We start from the raw sequence: 20,859 nt of genomic DNA on the forward strand, positions 1-20,859 counted from the left end.
GATTAGATACAGATACAAAAATCATTTAATTTAAGGGTACAGATGACAAAATAATTATAGACTTAAAAATTGTAACTCGCAGATAAGTTTAAAATAACACGAATTTCACGAATTTGCACAAATCATAATTGGTTACCCTTAGTTTGTGAAATTAATTTCACAAACTAATTCGTGCAAATTGGTGAAATTCGTGTTTCAAATTGATTGATATTTATTCCGAATCCTACTCCTTAAAGCCGTTTTTTTGATAACAGAAAAAATAATTTTTAATACCTTTACTATATGATAGAAATTGGTATAGACAGTTTTGCTTCGGCGATGTACGGAGACAACAACACTTTGAGTAGTGTCGATGCGATGGAACAATTACTGCAAAGAATCGAGCTGGCAGATCAGGCCGGACTTGAGGTTTTTGGAATTGGAGAGCATCATAAAAAGGAGTTTTTAGATTCGGCTACAGCCGTAATATTAGGCGCTGCTGCTGGCCGGACAAAACGCATCAGGTTAGCAAGTGCTGTTTCGGTTTTAAGTGCCGCTGATCCCGTTCGGTTGTATCAAAATTTCTCTACACTGGATCTAATCTCAAAAGGAAGAGCCGAAATTGTTGTAGGCCGTGGATCTGCAATTGAAGCCTATCCCCTTTTTGGCTATAGCTTCAATGATTACGATGCCCTTTTTAGGGAAAAATTAGAACTTCTTTTACAAATTAGAGCTAATGAATTTATCACCTGGTCGGGAAAATTCCGTCCGGCTTTGAATAATCTCCCTGTATATCCCAGAGCTTTACAGGAAAAATTACCTATCTGGCTGGGCGTTGGCGGAACTCCGGAATCTTTTATTAGGGCAGGATCTTTGGGTTTACCTTTGATGGTGGCTGTAATTGGCGGACAAACACATCGCTTTAAACCTTTGGTCGATTTGTATCGCGAAGCCGGAAAAGCCGCAGGTTACAAACCCGAAGAACTAAAAGTAGGCTTGCATTCCCCAGGTTTTGTGGGAAGCACAACCGAAAAAGCCATCGAAGAATATTATCCTGGTTATGCCGAACTCTGGACCAAACTAGGACGAGAACGCGGCTGGCCGCCTGTAACCAAAGACAAATTTGACGGATTAATCGATGACTTGGGTGTTTTAATTGTGGGAAGTCCGGAAAGAGCAGCAGAGAAAATTCTGCGTCATAGCGAATCGCTTAGCGGAATCTCGAGATTTACCTTCCAAATGGATAATGCAGGACTTACACACACCCAATTAATGAACGCTATCGAACTTATCGGATCTAAAGTAATTCCGTTGATTCATAAAGGATAAATAGGATTTTAGCCCACGGATATCACAGGTTTAAACTGATTGACACAGATTTTTTTATTTTGAATAAATCCTACAATAATTTTATCTCGGATTTAAAATAAAAAAACATTTTAATAAAACTCTGATTCTTTAAACCTTTGAACCTAAACAAAAAGCATCTGCCAATTGACAGATGCTTTTTGTTTTGTACATAAAGATAAGCAAAATAAAAACCAGCGAAAATCTGTTTAAACCTGCGATATCCGTGGGCTAAAAAATTAGAATTTATACGTTACACCAACTCTAAAGTTTCTTGGTGCTTCTGTTTGCCAGTAGTACGCTTCAAGCCACTCATAATAAGAACCGCTGTAAAGATATTTATCCAAAATATTGAACACATTTGCAGTAATTTTTATTTTTCCTGTCTCATAAGATAAACCTCCATCAAGTTTAAAATAGTCTGGTAATCTTTCCGATGCTACACTCCAGGTATCCGTTTCACGTCCTGCAAGATAAGTACCGCCAATAGAAGCGCCTAAACCTTTTAGTTTTCCGTTTTGAACCGTATAATTTAACCATGCATTGGCTGTATGTTTAGAATATCCAGCAACAACAGAACCTTCTTTTATAGTTGTAACGTCAGATTCAAGTACAATAGATTCTGTAAAAGCATAATTAGCAATTAAATTAAGGCCATCAAAGATTTTTCCTCTTAGGTCAAATTCAATACCCTGAGCTCTTTTTTCTCCAAGGACAACACTATATTGCTGACCACCTGGAATATTATTCGGGTCAGAAGTAAGCTCATTTTTCTTTAAAATATTGTAAGCAGATAAACTGGTATTCCAAGAACCGTCAAACCAATCTTTTTTGATACCAAATTCAACATTATTTCCTGTAAGTGGTTTCACTTTGCCATCTTGAACAATACCTGACTGTGGTGTAAAAGCCTGATCGTATAATCCGTAAACAGCCAAATCATCTGTTACAGAAAAACTAACTCCTACACGTGGTGTAATATGGCTGTCTTCCTGTGTTTCTCCAAAACTTGACTGAGTAATCCAGGTATATCTTGCAGCAAGTGTTAATCTTAATCTGTTTTCAAGAAAACCAAGTTCATCCTGAATATAGGCCGCTGCATATTCTGAAGTTATTTTTCCTCCAGCTCTTACTGAAAGCGGCGTTGCACGATCAAAAGCAGGCATACCATTTACTGGTGGTCCGTAATTTGGATTATAAACATTAAAAGGATTCGCTGGAGTATCAAGCTTATGAGATTGTCCCCAATCTGCCATATAATCTTTACTTCCTAAATCTACTCCACCCAATACTTTATGTGTAATTGGTCCGGTAGTGAATTTTCCGTTTACAAAAATCTGACCTAAGTACATATTGCTTTCTGCATCCCAAATACTAACATTTCTTATAATGTTGCCTACTCCTAATGCATTTTGTTCTGAACCTACAGCACTTGGCCATGAACTATATCCTTCTTGCAGATATTTAAAATAAGAAGTTTGTGCCGTCAGTTTCCAGTTCTCATCAAACTTATGCTCAAACATAAGGTATCCGCTATGATCTTGTATATTAGTATCCGGCAATCCTGGTTGTGTCATAGTAAACCCAACTGGTAAAGTGGCATATCCTTGAGATTTAGGACCAAATACATAATAAGAACCAACCTCAGTCATGTTGGCATACTGAAAATTATATTCAGCCGTAATTTTTGTTTTATCATCAACCTGATAGGTAATAACAGGAGCAATTACATAACGATCATTGTGCTCATATGCTCTGTGAGAACCTTTATTTTGTGCTGCCGCATTAAAACGGTACAATAATTTTCCTTTTTTATCCAGTTTCCCGTCAAGATCAATATTTGCTCGGTAAATATCATAACTTCCCGCAATTACAGAAGCTTCACCTTTAGTAATTCCGGTTGGTTTTTTAGTCACCACATTATAAAGTCCGCTTGGATCACCGCTCGAAAGCATAAATCCTGCCGGTCCTTTTACAAACTCAATATGATCTACAAAGCTCATGTCTTCTGTAAGAGGTCCCCATGAAGAAGAAACTACATTAAAACCATTACGGAAAGCCTGAACCTGAGAACCACGCATTTTAATATTCGTATATAAATCTCCCCAATGTTCTGAACGTACAGCACCACTCACGTTTCTGATCACTCCATCACTCATACTTGTAATTTGCTGGTCTTTTAAAGTCTGAGCGCTCACAATTTGAATATTTTGTGGAATTTCAAGTACCGGAGTCTGAAGACGCAAGGACAAAGAAGGCTTGTCTTGCTTGTACTTATTTTTGGTAATTACTACTTCGTCAAGATCTTCCTGACTTTCAGAAAGCATAAAGTTTTTAGTTACCGTTTGTTTTGCATTTACAGTAATTTGAGCTTCTACCGGATGAATACCCATAGCGTGAATAATAATAGTATACGTAGCCGGCTTAACGTTTTTAATTTCGTATTGCCCGTTTTCATTGCTTACGGCACTATATCTTGTTCCTTTAAGAGCAACAGAAACACTTTCTGCCGGAACGTTTCCGCTCAAAGAAACTTTTCCTGTTATTTTTCCTGCGTCCTGAGCCATCATTTGCAATGAGGTTAAAAACATCAGGCAAAATAATGCCCTTTTAATAGTCAATATATTCATTTTTTATCTCGTTTTGATTTCGAGGGCAAAAGTAACAGCTAAATCCTTCTTAAGCAAAATTATTTTTAATTATTCTAAATAAGGACTCAGGTTAATCTTATGATTTCCTAAACAAAATTTTTAAAGCATTATAAACATCTAATTTTCAAGCCCATTAACTTTATACAATCATTTTAAAATTATTTCGATAAAAATGAGTTTCCGGCTAAAAACCGGATATTTTTATCTAAAACATTCAAATTATAACCAACTCTGCTTATCTTTAATCGGGAAAAAATCTTCCGGAAACAAAAATCATAGCTATGAATACCACGTCTACCATTAGAAAAGTTGCCATTGTTGGGTACAACCGAATTCCGTTTGCGAGAGCGAATACAGCTTACGCCAAAGTTGGAAATACAGAAATGATGACGGCCGCGCTTGACGGACTAATCGATAAATACAATCTAAAAGGAAAACTATTGGGAGAAGTTGCTGGCGGTGCCGTAATCAAACATACTTACGATAGTAATTTGATTAGGGAATGTGTCATGAAAACAGCTCTTGATCCCGCAACTCCCGCCTGCGATTTGCAACAAGCCTGCGACACCGGGATAGAAAGCGCGATTTATATTGCCAACAAAATTGCTTTGGGACAAATAGAATCCGGAATTGCCGGCGGTGTAGATTCTATAAGTGATATGCCAATTGCGGTGAGCGAGAAACTTAGAAAAACTTTACTAAATGCCCGAAAAGCAAAATCTTTAGGCGAAAAAATAAAACTCTTTCTACAATTGCGCCCAAAAGATTTAACGCCTCTCGTTCCCAGAAATGAAGAATCGCAAACGGGACTTTCGATGGGCGGACATACAGAAATTACTGCCAAACATTATCAGATTTCGCGTGAAGATCAGGATAATCTGGCGCTTAAAAGTCACCTGAATATGGCGAAAGCGTATGACGAAGGATTTTTTGATGATATGATAACTCCGTTTCAGGGACTTGAAAAAGATAATAATCTAAGAAAAGACAGTACCATAGAAAAGCTGGCCAAATTAAACCCTGCTTTTGATAAGGTAAACGGAACACTTACGGCAGGAAATTCGACTCCGCTTACAGATGGAGCATCTTGTATCCTTTTAGCCAGTGAAGAATGGGCAAAAGAACAGGGACTTCCTGTTTTGGCTTATATTACTTTTGCCGAAGTTGCTGCTATCGAATATGTCAAAAACCAACAAAATCTCCTATTAGCGCCCTTATTTGCGGCAAGCAGAATGCTGGATAAAGCAGGATTGACTTTGCAGGATTTTGATTATTATGAAATTCACGAAGCTTTTGCTGCACAGGTTTTAGCCACTCTAAAAATTTGGGAAAGTCCTGAACTTAGTGCCCAATTAGGTTTAAAGAAAGCTTTGGGTGTCATTGACAGAAATAAACTCAATGTAAAAGGAAGCAGTCTTGCCGCAGCACATCCTTTTGCCGCAACCGGAGGAAGAATCATTGGGGTTATGGCAAAATTATTAAATGAAAAAGGTTCCGGAAGAGGATTTATCTCTATTTGTGCTGCCGGAGGTCAGGGTATTACGATGATTATTGAGAAATAATACCGTAGATTTCTATAATTTTTTCGCCACTAATTTCACAAATTCCCACTAATTTTTTATCGCATTGGTTTAAAAATAATTTGTGAAAATTTTTGAAATTGCTTCGCCTGTTCACTGTCGCTCGGGTCGTGTCAAAAAAAAAATCTATTACAAAACAGTTTAAAACCCAACAGTCCTAAATCCTAAGGATAAAAACTGCCGGGTTTATTGCATACGAAAATGTCCAACTCCCGTACTTTGTTTTCAATTTAAAAAGCGAATTCTTCTACAGCAGCCAAAGCATTTGGTAAGGCACTTTCGGCAAAATCAGGGATTGAAGTTCCTTCTACGCGAAAAGTAGTGACATCGGTAATTCCTAAAAAGCCCAAAACTACACGCAAATATGGCTCTGCAAAATCATAACTTTTGTACGGCCCATCAGAAAATACAGCTCCTGAAGCAACTGATAAGAATACTTTTTTGCCGGTTATTAATCCTTTAGGTCCATTCTCATCATAACTGAAAGTCTTTCCTGCCCTTGCCACCTGATCAATCCATCCTTTTAATAATGCCGGAATTCCAAAATTATATATCGGCACCCCAATAACGATAATATCAGCTTCTAATAAATCCTGTATAGCCTCATCAGAAAGTTTAATCGAATCTGACTGGGCAGTTGTATGCGTTTCTTCAGGACTATAAAATGCGTTAAGCTGCAATTCATTCAAATAAGGTAAAGGCGTTTTAGAAAGATCAAAAGTTTGTACTTCGCTTCCCGGATATTCCTTTGCCAGTTTTTCTAGAACTGCATTGGATAATTTATTACTAAATGAAGCATCTCCTTTGATGCTCGTTACTATATTCAGAATCTTTTTACTCATTTTTATTACTATTTTGTTTTACAATACAAACTTATATACATTTGCTATCTCTTTTATAGTACTATCCTCAAAGATAGCGCTATCCTTGAGGATAGTAACATTAGAAATATGAAAACAAAGAGCGAAATAACAGCAGAAATGGGGTGTGATGGTCAACAAGAAGAATGTCTGGCTGCACTGCGTCCGGTACGGGATGCATTAGAAGTTTTAAGCGGGAGATGGAAATTGCCTATCCTGATTGCTTTATCAAACAGGCCGAAACGATTTAAGGAAATTTCTAAAGATATCAACGGAATTACAGATAAAATGCTTTCGAAAGAACTTAAGGATCTGGAGCTAAACAAACTCGTTACCAGAACCGTTTACGATACTTTTCCGCCCACTGTTGAATATGCCAGAACAGAACATAGCCAAACGTTATATAATGTCATTGGGGCATTAAATGAATGGGGAACTTTACATAGAAAAGAAATTATAGGACATTAAAAATGATTTCGCCAAACCCGACAGGTTTTAAAACCTTTCGGGTTTATTTTTTTTAATGCTACGCCAAACTGTAACAAAATCAAAAAATAAGTCTCTATAGTAAAAAGCCGTATCATTAACCTGATAATTTTTTATTATGAGAACTTTAAAACTTACAGCTTTACTTATCCTTAACTTCGTTGCATTTTCGAAAATCAATGCCCAAACCTCTCAAAATGACAGTATAAAGCTCGATTATACCAAAATTTATTCTCTGGCATTAGACGGCAATCCTAAATTGGCTTTGCCATTACTAGAAATCGATCCAGCCAAAAAAATATCGCAAAAGGATTTAAAATTCAAAACCAATTTTGAAAACCGATTTAAATTTGAAGAAGACAAAAGTGATTTTTTAGAAACCCGAAAATCTAAAATAGATCAATTACTAAAAATTTACAGGGATTACTGGCGATTCACTTTCCTGAATAAAGAAAAGAAAAATGACACCCTGATCATGAAAAAAGTGTCTGATTTTCTTAAAACAAAATTTCCTCCGGCACAAAATTTAATCGTAAATGAAGACAGCATAAATCTCTATCAAAAAAAATACATTTCCAGTTTAGGCTATCACACGACAGGATTTGGAAAAACCGGAGGCCTTTATGATTTATTGGTTTGGAAAACAGAAAAAGACACCATCTATAACCTTAATTATGATGGAAAGGAAACGCATGTAAAAGTTTATTTTATGGATGATTTTATAACTTTAGGCTGGAGCGAATATGCCACTTTAGGACGTTATTATCCTGCCGGATGGGCTACGAAAGAAGCTTTGTTTTGTGTAAAAAAATCCTATGATTTAAAATCAGAAAACTTTAGAGTGAGTTATATTGGGCATGAAGGAAGACATTTTGCCGATTATAAATTATTTCCCAATTTAAAAGGAGTGGGTTCTGCCGATTTAGAATACAGAGGAAAACTGACTGAGTTATCCCTTTACTCCGCAGAAGGACTCTACAAAAGAATACAATTTTTTATTAATAATGGAAATTACGATAGCGAAAATGGTCATTCGATCGCAGCCTTTTGTGTTATAAGAGATTTATAAAGAGTATTATTTCATAACGAATATGAAAAAGATTTAGAAAAATGGAAAGCAATTCCATCAAAAAAGATAAATGAAGCTGCTGCTAAAATTCTCGAAGAAAACACAAAATCATTACAGAAAATTCCGAATGTAGAAAAATTTATCAAACAATAATTTTAGCCAAAGAATACATCAAATCCTTACACAATTTCACATTAACACTTAACAATCAATAAATTAACCAACAAATATAATATTAGAAACTAAAATAATTATAAAGAAAAAGTTTAAATTTGGTTACCCAAATTATAAATTCATTCTTAATAATTATGAAAAAAAATCTACTTAAAAAATTTAAAGAAAGGCAATTTTCGCATGTATTCTACACATTTTTTCTCTTGCTTTCATGGCAGGGAAATTGCCAGTACATCACACAAAATATTGCTCCTACCGCTGTAATTAAAGAAGGTTTAGCACTGGAACAAGCTCCTGACGGACGAATATTTATAGCCGAAAGAGCCGGTATTGTAAAAGTGTTTCAAAACAATGCTGTTTCAAATGTTTTTACTGTAAATACTATTACAGATAAAGAACAAGGATTACTCGGTTTAACTCTACATCCTGATTTTGCTACAAACGGTTATATGTATGTATTTTATGCCATTGTTGATGGCGCAATAATCCGACATAGAATAGAAAAAGTACAAATCAGTACTGCCAATCAGGTTGTGAGCAGACAGGAAATCTTACTTCTGGAACCCATTGGTGACGGATTTCATAATGGTGGTGACTTAAAATTCTTTAACGGATATTTGTATGTAACAGTTGGAGACAGTCAGTTAAATACCAATGCTCAGAATCTTGATACGTACAAAGGGAAAATCCTGCGTCTTACCGAAGATGGATTGCCTGCGCCCGGAAATCCTTTCTACGGAAGTGGTTCTGTACAAAAACAAAGTATCTGGGTTTACGGTTTTAGAAATCCGTGGAGACTTGTTGCCAATAAAATAGCCAATAAATTATTTGTTTTAGATGTTGGAACTTCATGGGAAGAAATCAATGAAATCAGTAATCCGGCTATTCGCAATTACGCCTGGGGACATCCGCAAGGTGGCGACGGAAAACAAACCGAGATTAATTTGTTTACCAACCCCATATTTACATACGCCACCGGAAGTATCGGAAACGCTTTGACCAATGGTCTTCTCTACAACCCTATTACACCGCGTTATCCTAATCTTGATGGCAAATTTATCATCAAGGATTATGTTCGAAATGAAATTCGTTCTTTCGATCCCAATATTGCTGATCCGGTTTCAACCGAATTTTATTTCGCACCACAAAAACAAGCTCTCGGAATGATGTTAGGGAATGACGGCTATATTTATTATTGCGCTTACGAAAACAACGGAGCTTTAATCAAACTCGATTATATCGCCACGGCAGCTCCCACTATCGTAAATCATCCTTTATCTCAAACAATCATGCAAACCACGCCTGTTACTTTTACAGTTTCGGCAAGCGGTGTGGGACTTGGTTATCAATGGCAATTAAATAATGTAGATATTCCCGGAGCAACTGCAGCAAGTTACACGATTCCTGCTGTTATACCGGCAAATGCAGGCGCTTATAGAGTAATCGTTACCAATACTGCCGGAAGCGCAACCAGTAATCCCGCGACATTAACGGTAACGCCTTTTAACAATACCCCAACCGTTACAATCGTTTCTCCGTTGCCCACTTTAAAATGGAATGCTGACGACATCGTTCATTTTGAAGCAACAGCAACAGATATCGAAGACGGAACGTTACCTGCAAGCGCGTATTCCTGGAATATTGATCTTTTTCATGAAGACGTTCCCGGAGCCGGACATTCACATCCTGGTGGAAGTCCGCAAGGCGTAAAATCCGGAGATTTTACAGCCTCTAATCAAGGAGAAAAAACGCCAAACGTTTGGTACAGATTTACCGTAAAAGTAACCGATAGTAATGGCTTAACAGGAACTGCTTTTGTAGATATCAAACCTAATCTGGTCGATGTAACTGTGACGAGTTCTCCGGCTTTATTGGCCTTAGAATTCAATCAAAAACCAGTTACAGCACCTGCAACGAAACAAGTTGTGGCAAATGCTGCTGTACAAACCTTAAATGCCCCTACTCCACAATATGTTGGAAACGTTAGATACGATTTTGATCACTGGAATCATGGCGGTGCTGCCAACCAAACCTTTAAAGCTCCTGCAACCGGAACAATAACCTACACAGCCGTTTATACTGGCACTACACTACCTAATGCGCCATATTTGGGAGTGATTGCACAGATTCCCGGAGTTATTGAAGCCGAAAATTATGATATTGGCCCGGGTGCTTATTTTGACAGTAATGGCGGCGGAGATACGGCTTACAGACCTGGCGATGGCGTAGGAACTGAACCCTGCAATGAAGGCGGATTTAATCTTGCTTATGTAGCCAAAAATGAATGGCTTAAATACACTGCAAAAGTAAACACTACCGGAAATTATAATATCAATTTAAGGATCGCATCGCCTTATGCAAACCGAAAAGTACATCTTGAAGTCGACGGCGTGAATGTAACCGGAACGGTAAATATACCCAACACAACAGGTTTTCAAAATTGGCAAACCGTTACACTCCCTAATATTGCTTTAACACAAGGCACAAGGGTTATTACTTTATTTTTTGAAGAAGGCGACATCAACGTTAATAAAATGGAATTTGTACTAACCGGAAGCACAACAGCCCCAATTGCTGATTATGAGGTAAGTCCACAAACGGGATGTTTAAATACTCCTGTTATTTTTACCTCCGTTTCTATAGGCACGGTTGATAATTATCTTTGGAATTTTGGCGAAGGTGCGCAACCAGCAACGGCAACAGGAGCTGGTCCGCATACCGTAATTTATGGTACCGAAGGAATAAAAGCAGTTTCATTAACCGTTAGCAATACCATTGGAAATAATACAAAAAACAACTCCCCTTTTACGGTACGTAACTGTAATCTGGGTGTTCAAAACCCGAATGAAGAATTGGGTAAAATTACTGTTTATCCAAATCCGTCGACTGGTTTATTTCATTTATCGAAAGAACTGGAATGGAGTGTTTATTCGCCTTTAGGCATCAAAATAAAACAAGGATCCGGAAGTGTAATCTCCATTTCTGAACATCCAACAGGAATTTATTTTGTAAAAACAAACGCTGCTACTAAGGCTATTTCGATTAGTAAACAATAAAATTAAATCAATCCTTAAAACCCTTCGTTGGGTATAATTTATTTTAACACATAGAAACATAGCTTTTGTTTACTTAAAAAGGGGCATTTCACTTATTTAAAACATACAAAGCTATGTCAAAGAAATGTATTTCTTTTTTGTCTTCTCTATCAGACATAAAATCTATGTTTCTATGTGTTTAATATTTTTTCGCGCAGATTTAGCAGATCGAGCAGATTTTATTTTTTAATCTATTTGATTTTAATGCGTGGATTTCTCCAAATCCTTCCCGTTTTCTATTCCAAAAGTCAATATTTTGTAGTAAATTACAGCTTCTTAAAGTTCAGTTTCATTTTAAATAAACAAAAATGATAGACTCCAAAATACCGGAAGGCCCATTAGCCGAAAAATGGAATAATTATAAGTCGAAAGCGAAACTCGTAAATCCGGCCAACAGAAAAAAACTCAATATCATAGTGGTAGGAACCGGTCTTGCAGGTGCTTCCTGTGCAGCATCGCTGGCCGAACAAGGCTATAATATTCAGTCGTTTTGTTTTCAGGATTCGGCCAGAAGAGCCCATTCTGTTGCGGCACAAGGCGGTGTAAATGCTGCTAAAAACTACAAAAATGATGGAGACAGTACTTATCGAATGTTCTACGACACGATAAAAGGCGGCGATTTCAGGTCCCGCGAAGCGAATGTCTACCGTCTGGCGGAATGTTCAGCAGCATTGATAGATCATGCTGTAGCGCAAGGAGTTCCGTTTGCCAGGGAATATGCAGGATATCTTAATAACAGATCTTTTGGAGGCGTTCAGGTTTCCAGAACGTTTTATGCCCGCGGACAAACGGGGCAACAACTTTTACTGGGAGCTTACCAAGGTTTATTACGTCAGGTTTCTTTAGGAAAAGTCGCTCTGCATACGCGTCATGAAATGCTGGAACTGGTTGTAATTGACGGAAAAGCAAAAGGAATTATTGCCCGAAATCTTGAAACGGGAGCACTCGAACGCCATGTTGCAGATGCGGTAGTTTTAGCCTCAGGAGGTTATGGTAAAGTCTATTATCTTTCTACTTTGGCAATGGGCTGTAACAGTTCGGCGATTTGGAGAGCGCATAAAAAAGGCGCTTATATGGCTGGCGTGAGCTGGATTCAGTTTCACCCTACTTCGCTTCCGCAACACGGCGCCAATCAATCTAAACTTACGTTGATGTCAGAATCGCTTCGTAACGACGGGCGAATCTGGGTGCCTAAAAAAGCTGCCGATGACAGAAATCCAAATACAATTCCGGAAGACGAACGCGATTATTATCTGGAACGCAAATATCCTTCTTTTGGGAATTTGGCTCCCCGCGACATTTCGTCAAGAGCGGCAAAAGAACAAATTGATGCCGGACATGGCGTTGGTCCTATGAAAAATGCCATTTATCTTGATTTTTCGGCTGCGATTAAAGCGCAGGGAAAAGATACGATCGAAGCCAAATACAGCAATCTTTTTGCGATGTACGAGAAAATTACCGGAATCAATGCGTACAAAGAACCCATGTTAATTTCACCCTCAGCACATTTCACGATGGGCGGTCTTTGGGTCGATTACGAATTAATGACCACTATTCCGGGTTTATTTGCTTTGGGAGAAGCCAATTTCGCCGATCATGGCGCGAACAGACTGGGGGCAAATTCCTTGCTTCAGGCTTGTGTCGATGGTTATTTTATTGCTCCTTATACGATTCCGAATTATTTGGCCGGTGAATTAAACGCTCCAAAACTCGATATAACACATCCTGCTTTTGATGAAGCCGAAAAATCAGTCAGAGATCAGTTAGATAAATTTTTAAATAGCAACGGAACGCTTTCAACAGATTACTTCCATAAAAAAATTGGAAGATTATTATACGAAAAATGCGGACTTTCCAGAAGTAAAGAGAAACTCGAAGAAGCCTTAAATGAAATCCAATTACTAAAAGCATCTTTTGAAAAAGACCTCCTAATTACCGGCGACGATACTTTAAACAGCGAACTGGAAAAAGCCGGACGTATTGCAGATTATATTGAATTGGCCGAATTAATGTGCCATGACGCTCTGCAAAGGGAAGAATCCTGTGGGGCACACTTTCGTGAAGAATACCAAACCCCAGACGGCGAAGCAGTTCGAAATGACGAAGACTTTTGTTATGTCTCGGCCTGGGAATGGAAAGGAAAAGATCAGCGGCCGGAATTACACAAAGAACCTTTGGTATTCGAATCCGTCGAACTGGCAGTTAGAAGTTACAAATAATTATTAATTGTTAATTATTAATTAACAATCCATAAATTCCAATTTCACGACTTACAAACAATTCATAATTAACAATTTATAATTAATAATTAATAATTAGCTATGAAACTATATCTTAAAATATGGCGACAACTTAACGCTTCCGCGAAAGGAGAAATGGTAAATTATGAAATTGACAGGGTTTCTGAACATATGTCTTTTCTGGAAATGCTCGATCTTTTGAACGAATCTTTAATTCAGAAAAAGGAACGTGTGATAGAATTTGACCACGATTGCCGCGAAGGAATCTGTGGGCAATGCGGCGTTGTCATTAATGGAAGAGCGCACGGACCTTTAAAAAATACCACAACCTGTCAACTTCATATGCGAAGTTTTAAAGACGGAGATACCATTTATATCGAGCCTTTTCGTGCCAAAGCATTTCCGGTTTTAAGAGATTTAAAAATCGACCGTTCTGCTTTTGATTCCATAATTGAAGCGGGTGGTTTTATTGGCGCTTCGACAGGTCAGGCTCCCGAAGCCAATAGTATCCCAATCTCCTACGAAACTGCCGAAGCTTCTTTTGATGCTGCGGCCTGTATTGGTTGTGGTGCTTGTGTGGCGACCTGCAAAAATGCAAGTGCGGCCTTATTTGTTGGTGCCAAAATAACACACCTGGCTTTGCTTCCGCAAGGAAAAATCGAGGCCTCGAAAAGGGTTTTAACGATGGTGGACCAAATGGATTCAGCAGGTTTTGGAAACTGCTCGAATACCGGAGCGTGCGAAATCGAATGCCCCCAAGGGATTTCGATTCTTTCGATTGCCAAAATGAATGCAGAATATAGCAAGGCTTTGATTTTTAGGAAGTGATTTACATGAAAAATTCGTAAAGTTTTGAATAGCCTCCAGCTTTAGCTGGAGTTAAAAAATGTCTATTTGAAAGGCTTTAGCCAAATGTAGTTTTTGGCTAAAGCCTTTTTTATGATTATTATAATTACCTCCAGCTAAAGCTGGAGGCTAGTCAACAAATAAGAGATTAATTTCTACTCTTTTTTATAAAACTTCTCCTGCCCGTCCTGATAGACTCTTTTAAATCCTGTTACAACATTATTCTCTGAAACAATTTTTATGCGGAAATCATCAACTCCATCAAGCAAAAATAAATCCTGTTCTAAAGGAGTCAATAACAAAGTAGCTATATTATTCCATTTGTAATATAAGTTATCATTTTCGTATTTCAGTTCAACTTTCCCAAATTTGCCTTGGTAAGACTTTAAAATTGAAGCTTCAACATTGGCCTTTTTTTGTCTGTTTTTAACAATAGGAACATACCAATCCAGACTATTTCCTAAATCTTTGTTTTTTGCCGAAAGCTTTTGCAAAGCCAATATGTGAGAGGTATTTACCGCTTCTTCGCTTTTGCACAAAACATCCGGCATCACGCCTTTTCCTTCAAAATCAGCATTCGTAATAGGATCCTTAACTTCACCAAAAGGAATATTTACAGAAAAACCATTTGGTAATACTTTTCGATCGATCGGGTGTGCACCTCCAGCCGTTTTTTCGCCCACAATTGTAACACGTTTTAAATTTTGAAGCGAATAACTCATCCATTCAGCAGCAGAAAAAGTAGTGTTACTTGTTAGGATATAAATGTCAACGTCCTCCATACGTTTTCCCGGAACAGAGGGCAATAACCACATTTCTCTTTCGACTTTTTTTCTGTTTTTCTCATTAGTGTAATATTTATAAAGAGGTAATTCTTTACCTGAATAGAAATAACTGCTTAAAAACTGTCCCATTTCCATAGCTCCACCATTATTTTGGCGTAAATCGATAATTAGCGCATCAGTACTGCTTAAAAATTGCATAGCCGCTGCTGCAGTTTCACTTCCTATAGCAGGATCTTCAAAATAATCAAACTTTAAATAGCCTATATTTCCTTCTAAAATTCGTACTTGTTGAAAACCGAAATTTTTCTTTTTTGCGTCAGCCAGTTCCTCTGCTTTAATTTTTTTCTGTACTTCTTTATCTCCTTTTTTTAGCTGATTTTCTGTCCATTCCGGATCATATCGTACTGCAAAATGTAAATCTTTACTAGCCTCTATAAGATCTGAGCTTAGTTTACTGGCAAAATCATTTGGTTTTACAATTTCTTTGTAAAGTCCTTTTTTATAATTCTCATTCAGTTTCTTTTTAATATCTCCAACAGCATTTGGTCGTATATAGAACTCGTCAAGTTCTTTGGTCAGCGAATCAATAATTTGTTTTTTACTTAATTCAGTAAGCTTAATTTCTTCTTTTGCAACTGACTGATTTTGGGCATAGGAACCCATTGAAAATGTTAGCAATAATAAGACAAATAGGTGTTTCATTTTTTATGAAGTTTTACAGTTTAAAATTATTTTGTTTAAGATTTTATCTAATAATTGGATTTCGTAAGGAGATAATCCGTCAATTGCGGTTTTCCGATTGAGTTTAAAAACAGGTGTCAGCAAGACAATTGTTTTGCGACCTTTTTCAGTGATTTCCAGCTTGGTTTTTCTTTTATCCAATTCATCTGTTTCTCTGGTCAGATAATCTTTTTTAACCATCAATTCAATGATTCTTGTAACCGATGCATTATCCTTAAAAATTAATCTGGCTATTTCTATCTAAGAAATTTTGACATTATCGTTGAGGATAATTAATACCAAACACTGATCGACTGTAATATCACTTACAACCTTTTGAATGTTTTTTTGACAAACTTTCCTGTATTCTTTAATAGCTTGTTCTATGGTGTAGAGAACCGTTCCGGTTGGCGTTTTTTGTTTCATTTAAAATCTGTTAACCTAAAATGTATTTGATATATCAAATATAATTATTTATTTGATATATCAAGTATTTTTTAATTTATTATTATTGATATCGAATAGCGCCTACAATAAAGAAGTCTTTAATATTTGATTTTGTTTTTTTATTATTGTAATGAGAATTTCGTGCAAAAACGTCGCGATCTTGTCATTTCGATTTCTATGATAAAAACATTTTTTTTTCAGGAGCTAATCCCGCACCCGAGCCTGAAAGAGCGAATTGGCGAAGCAATCCGTTTCAATCTTTTGTGTCCGCCGCGTCGGACACAAAAGGATTTCCACTTCTATCGGGGCTCTAGGGAAATCATTTTCATAACAGTATTTTCGTCTAGTTTGTCATTTCGGAACGAGAAATCACACTTGTAAATCGACAAAGATTGGCGGCATTTCTTTACGGAGTTTCTAGTGTGATTTCTCGTTCCTCGAAATGACAAGATTATGGCTAAAACTTTACTCCTTTGCTCCCAATAACCATCAGGATTGCGAAATTAAATTCTAAGTTTTTTAATCTGGATAACTATCTTTACAATACTTTCAAATCTTTACTTATGCATTCAAAAAAAGATATTCCTCTATATAATCTAGAAACGTTTTCTAAACGGGGAATCTTTATTAGAAATATGTCCGGGAATATTGCTAGTACTCGTGTTAAACAAGCGCATAGAGATGAAAATTATATTTTTATTTTTCAGAAAAGCGGAACGAGTTCTTTGATGATTGATTTTAAAGAAATTAAACTTGATAACCGTGTTGCATGCTGTATTTTTCCCGGGCAAGTGCATTATGAGATTTCTAATTTTGAATCGAAAGGATATCTTATCGCTTTAGATAGTGATTTGGTTCCTGATTATGTTCGCAATATTTTTGACCAGCTGTATAGCACAAATATTCCCTGTGAATTTGATGATGGCTGGGCAATGAAAATAAAAAACACTATTCAGCTACTGGACTTAATGATAGTAAATCCTCAATCTGAGAAATACGATTCTAATATTATAAAATCCCTTGCTAATGCATTAGCGAGTTTATTTGCTGGAATATTTGACCAAAAACTTCAGAAAAATGAAAACTCTGATCATTCTGAAACACTGACATATCAATTCAAAAAGTTATTGCAAAAGGAATTTAGAACTATGAAAAGTCCAAAAGATTATGCCAGCAGACTTAATACATCGGCTGCGTATCTTAATCAGGTGGTAAAAAAGAATACGGGAATGCCGCTTAGTTACTGGATTCAGCAGGAAATAATCCTTGAAGCAAAACGATTACTGTTCTTTACAACTTATACAGTTAAAGAAATTGCCTTTAATTTGGGTTATGAAGATCCTGCCTATTTTTCAAGATTGTTTTTAAAATCAACCGGTCTCACTCCTATTTCCTTTAGGGAAAATAGTAGAAAATAAAGGTAATTATTGATTCGAACTACAAATTGTCCAATCAAAACTTTATTTATGATATTGTGGACCATTCTGTCTAATCATTTCTTTGCATTCAATTATAATCACAAAGAAAATGAATATCAAAAACAAACAATTAGTAAAAGATGCATTTACGCAGGTAGTAGAAAGCACTATAGTAGACGAAAAAAATATTGCCGATTTTTTTCATTCGAAATATCAGCAAAATGTTGATGGCGTAAAACTCGATTATTCTGGTTTTATTGAGCATATGAAAGCACAAAAAAGCATTGTCAGTAACATTATTGTGAATTTTAGAAATATTGTTGCAGAAGACGAACTTGTTTTTACCAATCATGATGTTATCGTTACCAAAAATGATGGCAGTATTGCAAAAATTCATGTATTGGCAGAATTCAGAATTGCTGAGGGAAAAATTATAAGTTGCGATGAATTAACCCGACTTGAACAAGGTGCTCCTGAAGATCATAATATTGGCTCGATGATCGAATAAACCAGAAATAATTAAATCAAATCGGAATAATTAGTGTTATTCCGATTTGATCATTGTTAAAATTTATTTTCAGATTAATCAAGATCTAAACTGCAAAATAAGGAGTCAGAATATCTTCAAAATTGTATAATCCTTTTTGTTTGTGTTCTAAATTTTCGGCCACAAAAACGACTCCGTTTCCAAAAGCTTCTCTCGAAATAGATTCATGAATCAATCGAACCGTTTGATATGGAAAACCAAAGATCACCTCATGTTTCCCAACGATTCCTCCTGCCCTAACCGAATTGATATTTTCTTTGTCAATATCTAAAGCTTCGGCTATTTTTACGGCCGTTCCCGATGTTCCTTCTTTCTTTTTAAAATGCTCTTCATTGACTTCGATATCTACCCAGGGTGCAATTTTCTTCAAAAATTTAGCAGCAAAAAGTAAATAATTCACTCCCAGTGTAATATTCGGCGACCAAAATACGGTGGTTTTATGGGCTAGTTTTTTTAATAATTGCAATTCTTTGTCTTTATAATGTGAAATGGCTGAGATAATTTTAATGTTTCTGCTTGCGGCAAGTTCTCCATAGGTGTAAATTCCTTCGTTAGAAGAAAAATCAATAATAACATCAACCGGATGTTTGTCTAACAACTCTTCCATAGTCGTTTTAGAACTTGAATAGATTAATCCGGGTTCATCTGACTGAATTCCAAAAAATTCAGGCACTGATCGGTGTTCTAAAACAGTACTTTGTCTTAAAACCCATTCCAGGCAAAATTTCTTATTTTCAAGTAGTATTGATGCTACTGATTTTCCAGTTTTTCCAAATCCGATTAATCCTATTTTCATATTTTATTTTTTTATTGGGCAGAACGCCCGTTAACAGAATTTGACATTTTTTGAAACTAATGTCAAATCAAAAATTCAATTATTATCTAAGCAGATAATCATACTCTATGAGTAAAAATAGAAATATTATAACAAGATTTCTAACCATTTCCCGAATATATAACAAAAAACAGGTTTGTTAACAGGAATAATAATGTGAAAACATTTCATATAATTAGAAGTTTAGTATGATTCGATTTTTCTTAACCGCGAAGGTCGCAAAGGTTTTTCGCAAAGATCGCAAGGTTTTATTTTGCCACAGATTAAAGGATTAAAATGATTTAAAAATCAAAATAAAAACTTTGCGACTCTGCTGCCGATAGCTATCGGGATTGCGCGACTATTTTTTTTAAGCTCCTTATATATACGCTTACAATTTCGCGTAAAAACGCAAAGGCGCCAAGTTAAAGACTTAAAGAATCAAATAAAAACTTTGCGACTCTGCGTCTTTGCGCGAGATTATTTTTTTTAATTCTAAAATAAATATTTCTCTCAAACCAGCCAAAATTTCCGATAAACATTACAGATAATTTCCCTCTTAATATATAGAAAAAAAGAAATGTAAAAAAAACTTTCAGAATACTTAACTCTATTTATTTTCAGTAGTTTTACGACCTGATTGTCCCAAATAAAATCAGTAAATAATGGCTTACAATAATAAAGAATTGGTTCGTTTTCTTGACGCGCAAAATAAATTATACCTGTCTGCGCTTTCAGAAATAAAAAAAGGAAAGAAGGAGTCTCCGTGGATGTGGTTTATTTTTCCGCAGATAAAGGGTCTCGGGTCTTGCGATACTTCAAAATTCTACGAAATTAAAAATGCTGATGAAGCAATCGCTTTTTTAGAACATCCAATTTTGGGAAAACATCTTATCGAAATTACTGCCGAATTAATCAAAACAGACGAAAAAACAGCTGAAGATATTTTTGGAAATCATGATAATGAAAAATTACAATCGTGTATGACTTTATTTGCAAGTGTTCAAAATTCTGAACCGATATTTGAACAAGTACTGGACAAGTATTTTGACGGATCTTCTGATTTTCATACACTTCAATTGTTGTATAGTAATTTTTAAGAACTTGTATTATAACATTTCCGATTCATAATTTTAAATTATTACTCAATTCCAGTACTTTTTTAATTAAGATATCTATCTTTGCAACCGAGTTGCGTTAGTTAACAACTCCTGTACTCGGTATAAACAAAGGATTTCCAAAGTAAGAATGAAAAAGAAAATTGTATTAATTAATCTTTTTATGGCTGCAACCGTATTGTTCGCAATGCTGTTTCAGACTGTCCATTCTTATGAGCATATTTACAAGCAACTAACAGAGAAACCTTGTGATCATCACTATGTTGAAGGGCAAAAGCAAATCACGCACAGCCATGCTGTTGACAGCAATTGCCATGTTTGCCACTTTGCTTTTAGTACTTTTATTCCAAACGCATTTCAAACTTTATCTTTTCATAAGGTAAACACCGAAACTTCTTATGTATTCTTTTATACAAAAGTTGCTTCAACCTTCTTTAAAGGCAGCCTTTTTGCCCTTAGAGCGCCTCCTGCCCTAGTTTAGTTTACTACATTTTTATTTTCGAAAAAATAAAACACCTCTTACCTATTCTTTAATTGGTAAAGGGAGAATTGATTGCATTTTCATTTGACACACTCTATTCAAACAAAAATCGTATTGAATAAGAGGTAAAAATGTTATCTCATTTTCAAATACTAATTAATTTCTTTCTACAAAAAACCATAGTAAACCATGCCTATCCTCG

Annotated in this window: 17 protein-coding genes; 11 read left to right on the top strand and 6 right to left on the bottom strand. The window is 36.1% G+C overall.

Features of this window, described 5'->3' with window-relative positions; genetic code table 11:
* The first annotated feature begins 285 nt into the window (after positions 1–285).
* A complete protein-coding gene (locus GIY83_RS10525; RefSeq protein WP_208687180.1) occupies positions 286–1,308 on the top strand; it encodes an LLM class flavin-dependent oxidoreductase in 1,023 nt (340 codons plus the stop codon).
* Positions 1,309–1,565: 257 nt separating this feature from the next.
* Here GIY83_RS10525 and GIY83_RS10530 read toward each other — a convergent pair whose 3' ends face one another.
* Complete coding sequence (locus tag GIY83_RS10530) at positions 1,566–3,956, bottom strand: TonB-dependent receptor (protein WP_208686846.1); 2,391 nt, start codon at positions 3,954–3,956, stop codon at positions 1,566–1,568.
* Positions 3,957–4,258: 302 nt separating this feature from the next.
* Here GIY83_RS10530 and GIY83_RS10535 point away from each other — a divergent pair, with 302 nt between their 5' ends.
* Positions 4,259–5,539, top strand: coding sequence for an acetyl-CoA C-acetyltransferase (locus GIY83_RS10535; protein WP_208686848.1), 1,281 nt, complete (start codon positions 4,259–4,261; stop codon positions 5,537–5,539).
* A gap of 248 nt (positions 5,540–5,787) precedes the next feature.
* Here GIY83_RS10535 and GIY83_RS10540 read toward each other — a convergent pair whose 3' ends face one another.
* Positions 5,788–6,399 (bottom strand): FMN-dependent NADH-azoreductase, encoded by a 612-nt coding sequence (locus GIY83_RS10540; RefSeq protein ID WP_208686850.1) that lies wholly within the window; start codon positions 6,397–6,399, stop codon positions 5,788–5,790.
* Between the two features lie 108 nt (positions 6,400–6,507).
* Here GIY83_RS10540 and GIY83_RS10545 point away from each other — a divergent pair, with 108 nt between their 5' ends.
* The 5 genes from GIY83_RS10545 to GIY83_RS10565 all read left to right on the top strand — a co-directional run bounded on the left by GIY83_RS10545 (position 6,508) and on the right by GIY83_RS10565 (position 14,309).
* Positions 6,508–6,885, top strand: a complete 378-nt coding sequence (locus GIY83_RS10545) for a helix-turn-helix domain-containing protein (RefSeq protein ID WP_228520441.1) — start codon at positions 6,508–6,510, stop codon at positions 6,883–6,885.
* Positions 6,886–7,021: 136 nt separating this feature from the next.
* The gene (locus GIY83_RS10550; RefSeq protein WP_194616683.1) at positions 7,022–7,972 is read left to right on the top strand and encodes a hypothetical protein; all 951 of its coding nucleotides are present in this window, start codon (positions 7,022–7,024) and stop codon (positions 7,970–7,972) included.
* 308 nt (positions 7,973–8,280) lie between these two features.
* On the top strand, positions 8,281–11,202 hold the full coding sequence (locus tag GIY83_RS10555) for a PQQ-dependent sugar dehydrogenase (RefSeq protein ID WP_208686852.1): 2,922 nt from the start codon (positions 8,281–8,283) through the stop codon (positions 11,200–11,202).
* A gap of 347 nt (positions 11,203–11,549) precedes the next feature.
* Positions 11,550–13,460, top strand: a complete 1,911-nt coding sequence (locus tag GIY83_RS10560; RefSeq protein WP_208686854.1) for a fumarate reductase/succinate dehydrogenase flavoprotein subunit — start codon at positions 11,550–11,552, stop codon at positions 13,458–13,460.
* Between the two features lie 102 nt (positions 13,461–13,562).
* Positions 13,563–14,309, top strand: coding sequence for a succinate dehydrogenase/fumarate reductase iron-sulfur subunit (locus tag GIY83_RS10565; protein WP_208686856.1), 747 nt, complete (start codon positions 13,563–13,565; stop codon positions 14,307–14,309).
* A 173-nt stretch (positions 14,310–14,482) separates the two neighbouring features.
* Here GIY83_RS10565 and GIY83_RS10570 read toward each other — a convergent pair whose 3' ends face one another.
* From GIY83_RS10570 to GIY83_RS10580, 3 genes are read right to left on the bottom strand one after another with little or no spacing between them, the layout of a single operon-like run.
* Positions 14,483–15,814, bottom strand: coding sequence for a S41 family peptidase (locus GIY83_RS10570; RefSeq protein ID WP_208686858.1), 1,332 nt, complete (start codon positions 15,812–15,814; stop codon positions 14,483–14,485).
* Between the two features lie 3 nt (positions 15,815–15,817).
* On the bottom strand, positions 15,818–16,033 hold the full coding sequence (locus GIY83_RS10575; protein ID WP_208686860.1) for a MarR family winged helix-turn-helix transcriptional regulator: 216 nt from the start codon (positions 16,031–16,033) through the stop codon (positions 15,818–15,820).
* 60 nt (positions 16,034–16,093) lie between these two features.
* Positions 16,094–16,258, bottom strand: coding sequence for a hypothetical protein (locus GIY83_RS10580; RefSeq protein ID WP_208686862.1), 165 nt, complete (start codon positions 16,256–16,258; stop codon positions 16,094–16,096).
* A 584-nt stretch (positions 16,259–16,842) separates the two neighbouring features.
* Between GIY83_RS10580 and GIY83_RS10585 the strand changes: the two genes are divergently transcribed.
* Both GIY83_RS10585 and GIY83_RS10590 read left to right on the top strand, forming a co-directional pair.
* Positions 16,843–17,697, top strand: coding sequence for an AraC family transcriptional regulator (locus tag GIY83_RS10585; RefSeq protein ID WP_208686864.1), 855 nt, complete (start codon positions 16,843–16,845; stop codon positions 17,695–17,697).
* A gap of 109 nt (positions 17,698–17,806) precedes the next feature.
* Positions 17,807–18,205 carry a hypothetical protein gene (locus tag GIY83_RS10590; RefSeq protein ID WP_208686866.1) on the top strand — a complete coding sequence of 133 codons (399 nt, stop codon included), beginning with the start codon at positions 17,807–17,809 and terminating at the stop codon, positions 18,203–18,205.
* Positions 18,206–18,290: 85 nt separating this feature from the next.
* On the opposite strand, the gene GIY83_RS10595 is transcribed toward GIY83_RS10590, so the two are convergent.
* Positions 18,291–19,040: a 4-hydroxy-tetrahydrodipicolinate reductase gene (locus GIY83_RS10595; RefSeq protein WP_208686868.1), complete on the bottom strand. Its 750-nt coding sequence runs from the start codon at positions 19,038–19,040 to the stop codon at positions 18,291–18,293.
* 683 nt (positions 19,041–19,723) lie between these two features.
* On the opposite strand from GIY83_RS10595, the gene GIY83_RS10600 reads away from it, so the two are divergent.
* Together GIY83_RS10600 and GIY83_RS10605 are read left to right on the top strand one after the other, a co-directional pair.
* Positions 19,724–20,158, top strand: coding sequence for a DUF1810 domain-containing protein (locus GIY83_RS10600; protein WP_208686870.1), 435 nt, complete (start codon positions 19,724–19,726; stop codon positions 20,156–20,158).
* 148 nt (positions 20,159–20,306) lie between these two features.
* Positions 20,307–20,657, top strand: a complete 351-nt coding sequence (locus tag GIY83_RS10605) for a hypothetical protein (protein WP_194616676.1) — start codon at positions 20,307–20,309, stop codon at positions 20,655–20,657.
* Positions 20,658–20,859 lie beyond the last annotated feature (202 nt).

This window comes from Flavobacterium sp. SLB02 (genome assembly GCF_009664855.1).
Lineage (GTDB): Bacteria > Bacteroidota > Bacteroidia > Flavobacteriales > Flavobacteriaceae > Flavobacterium.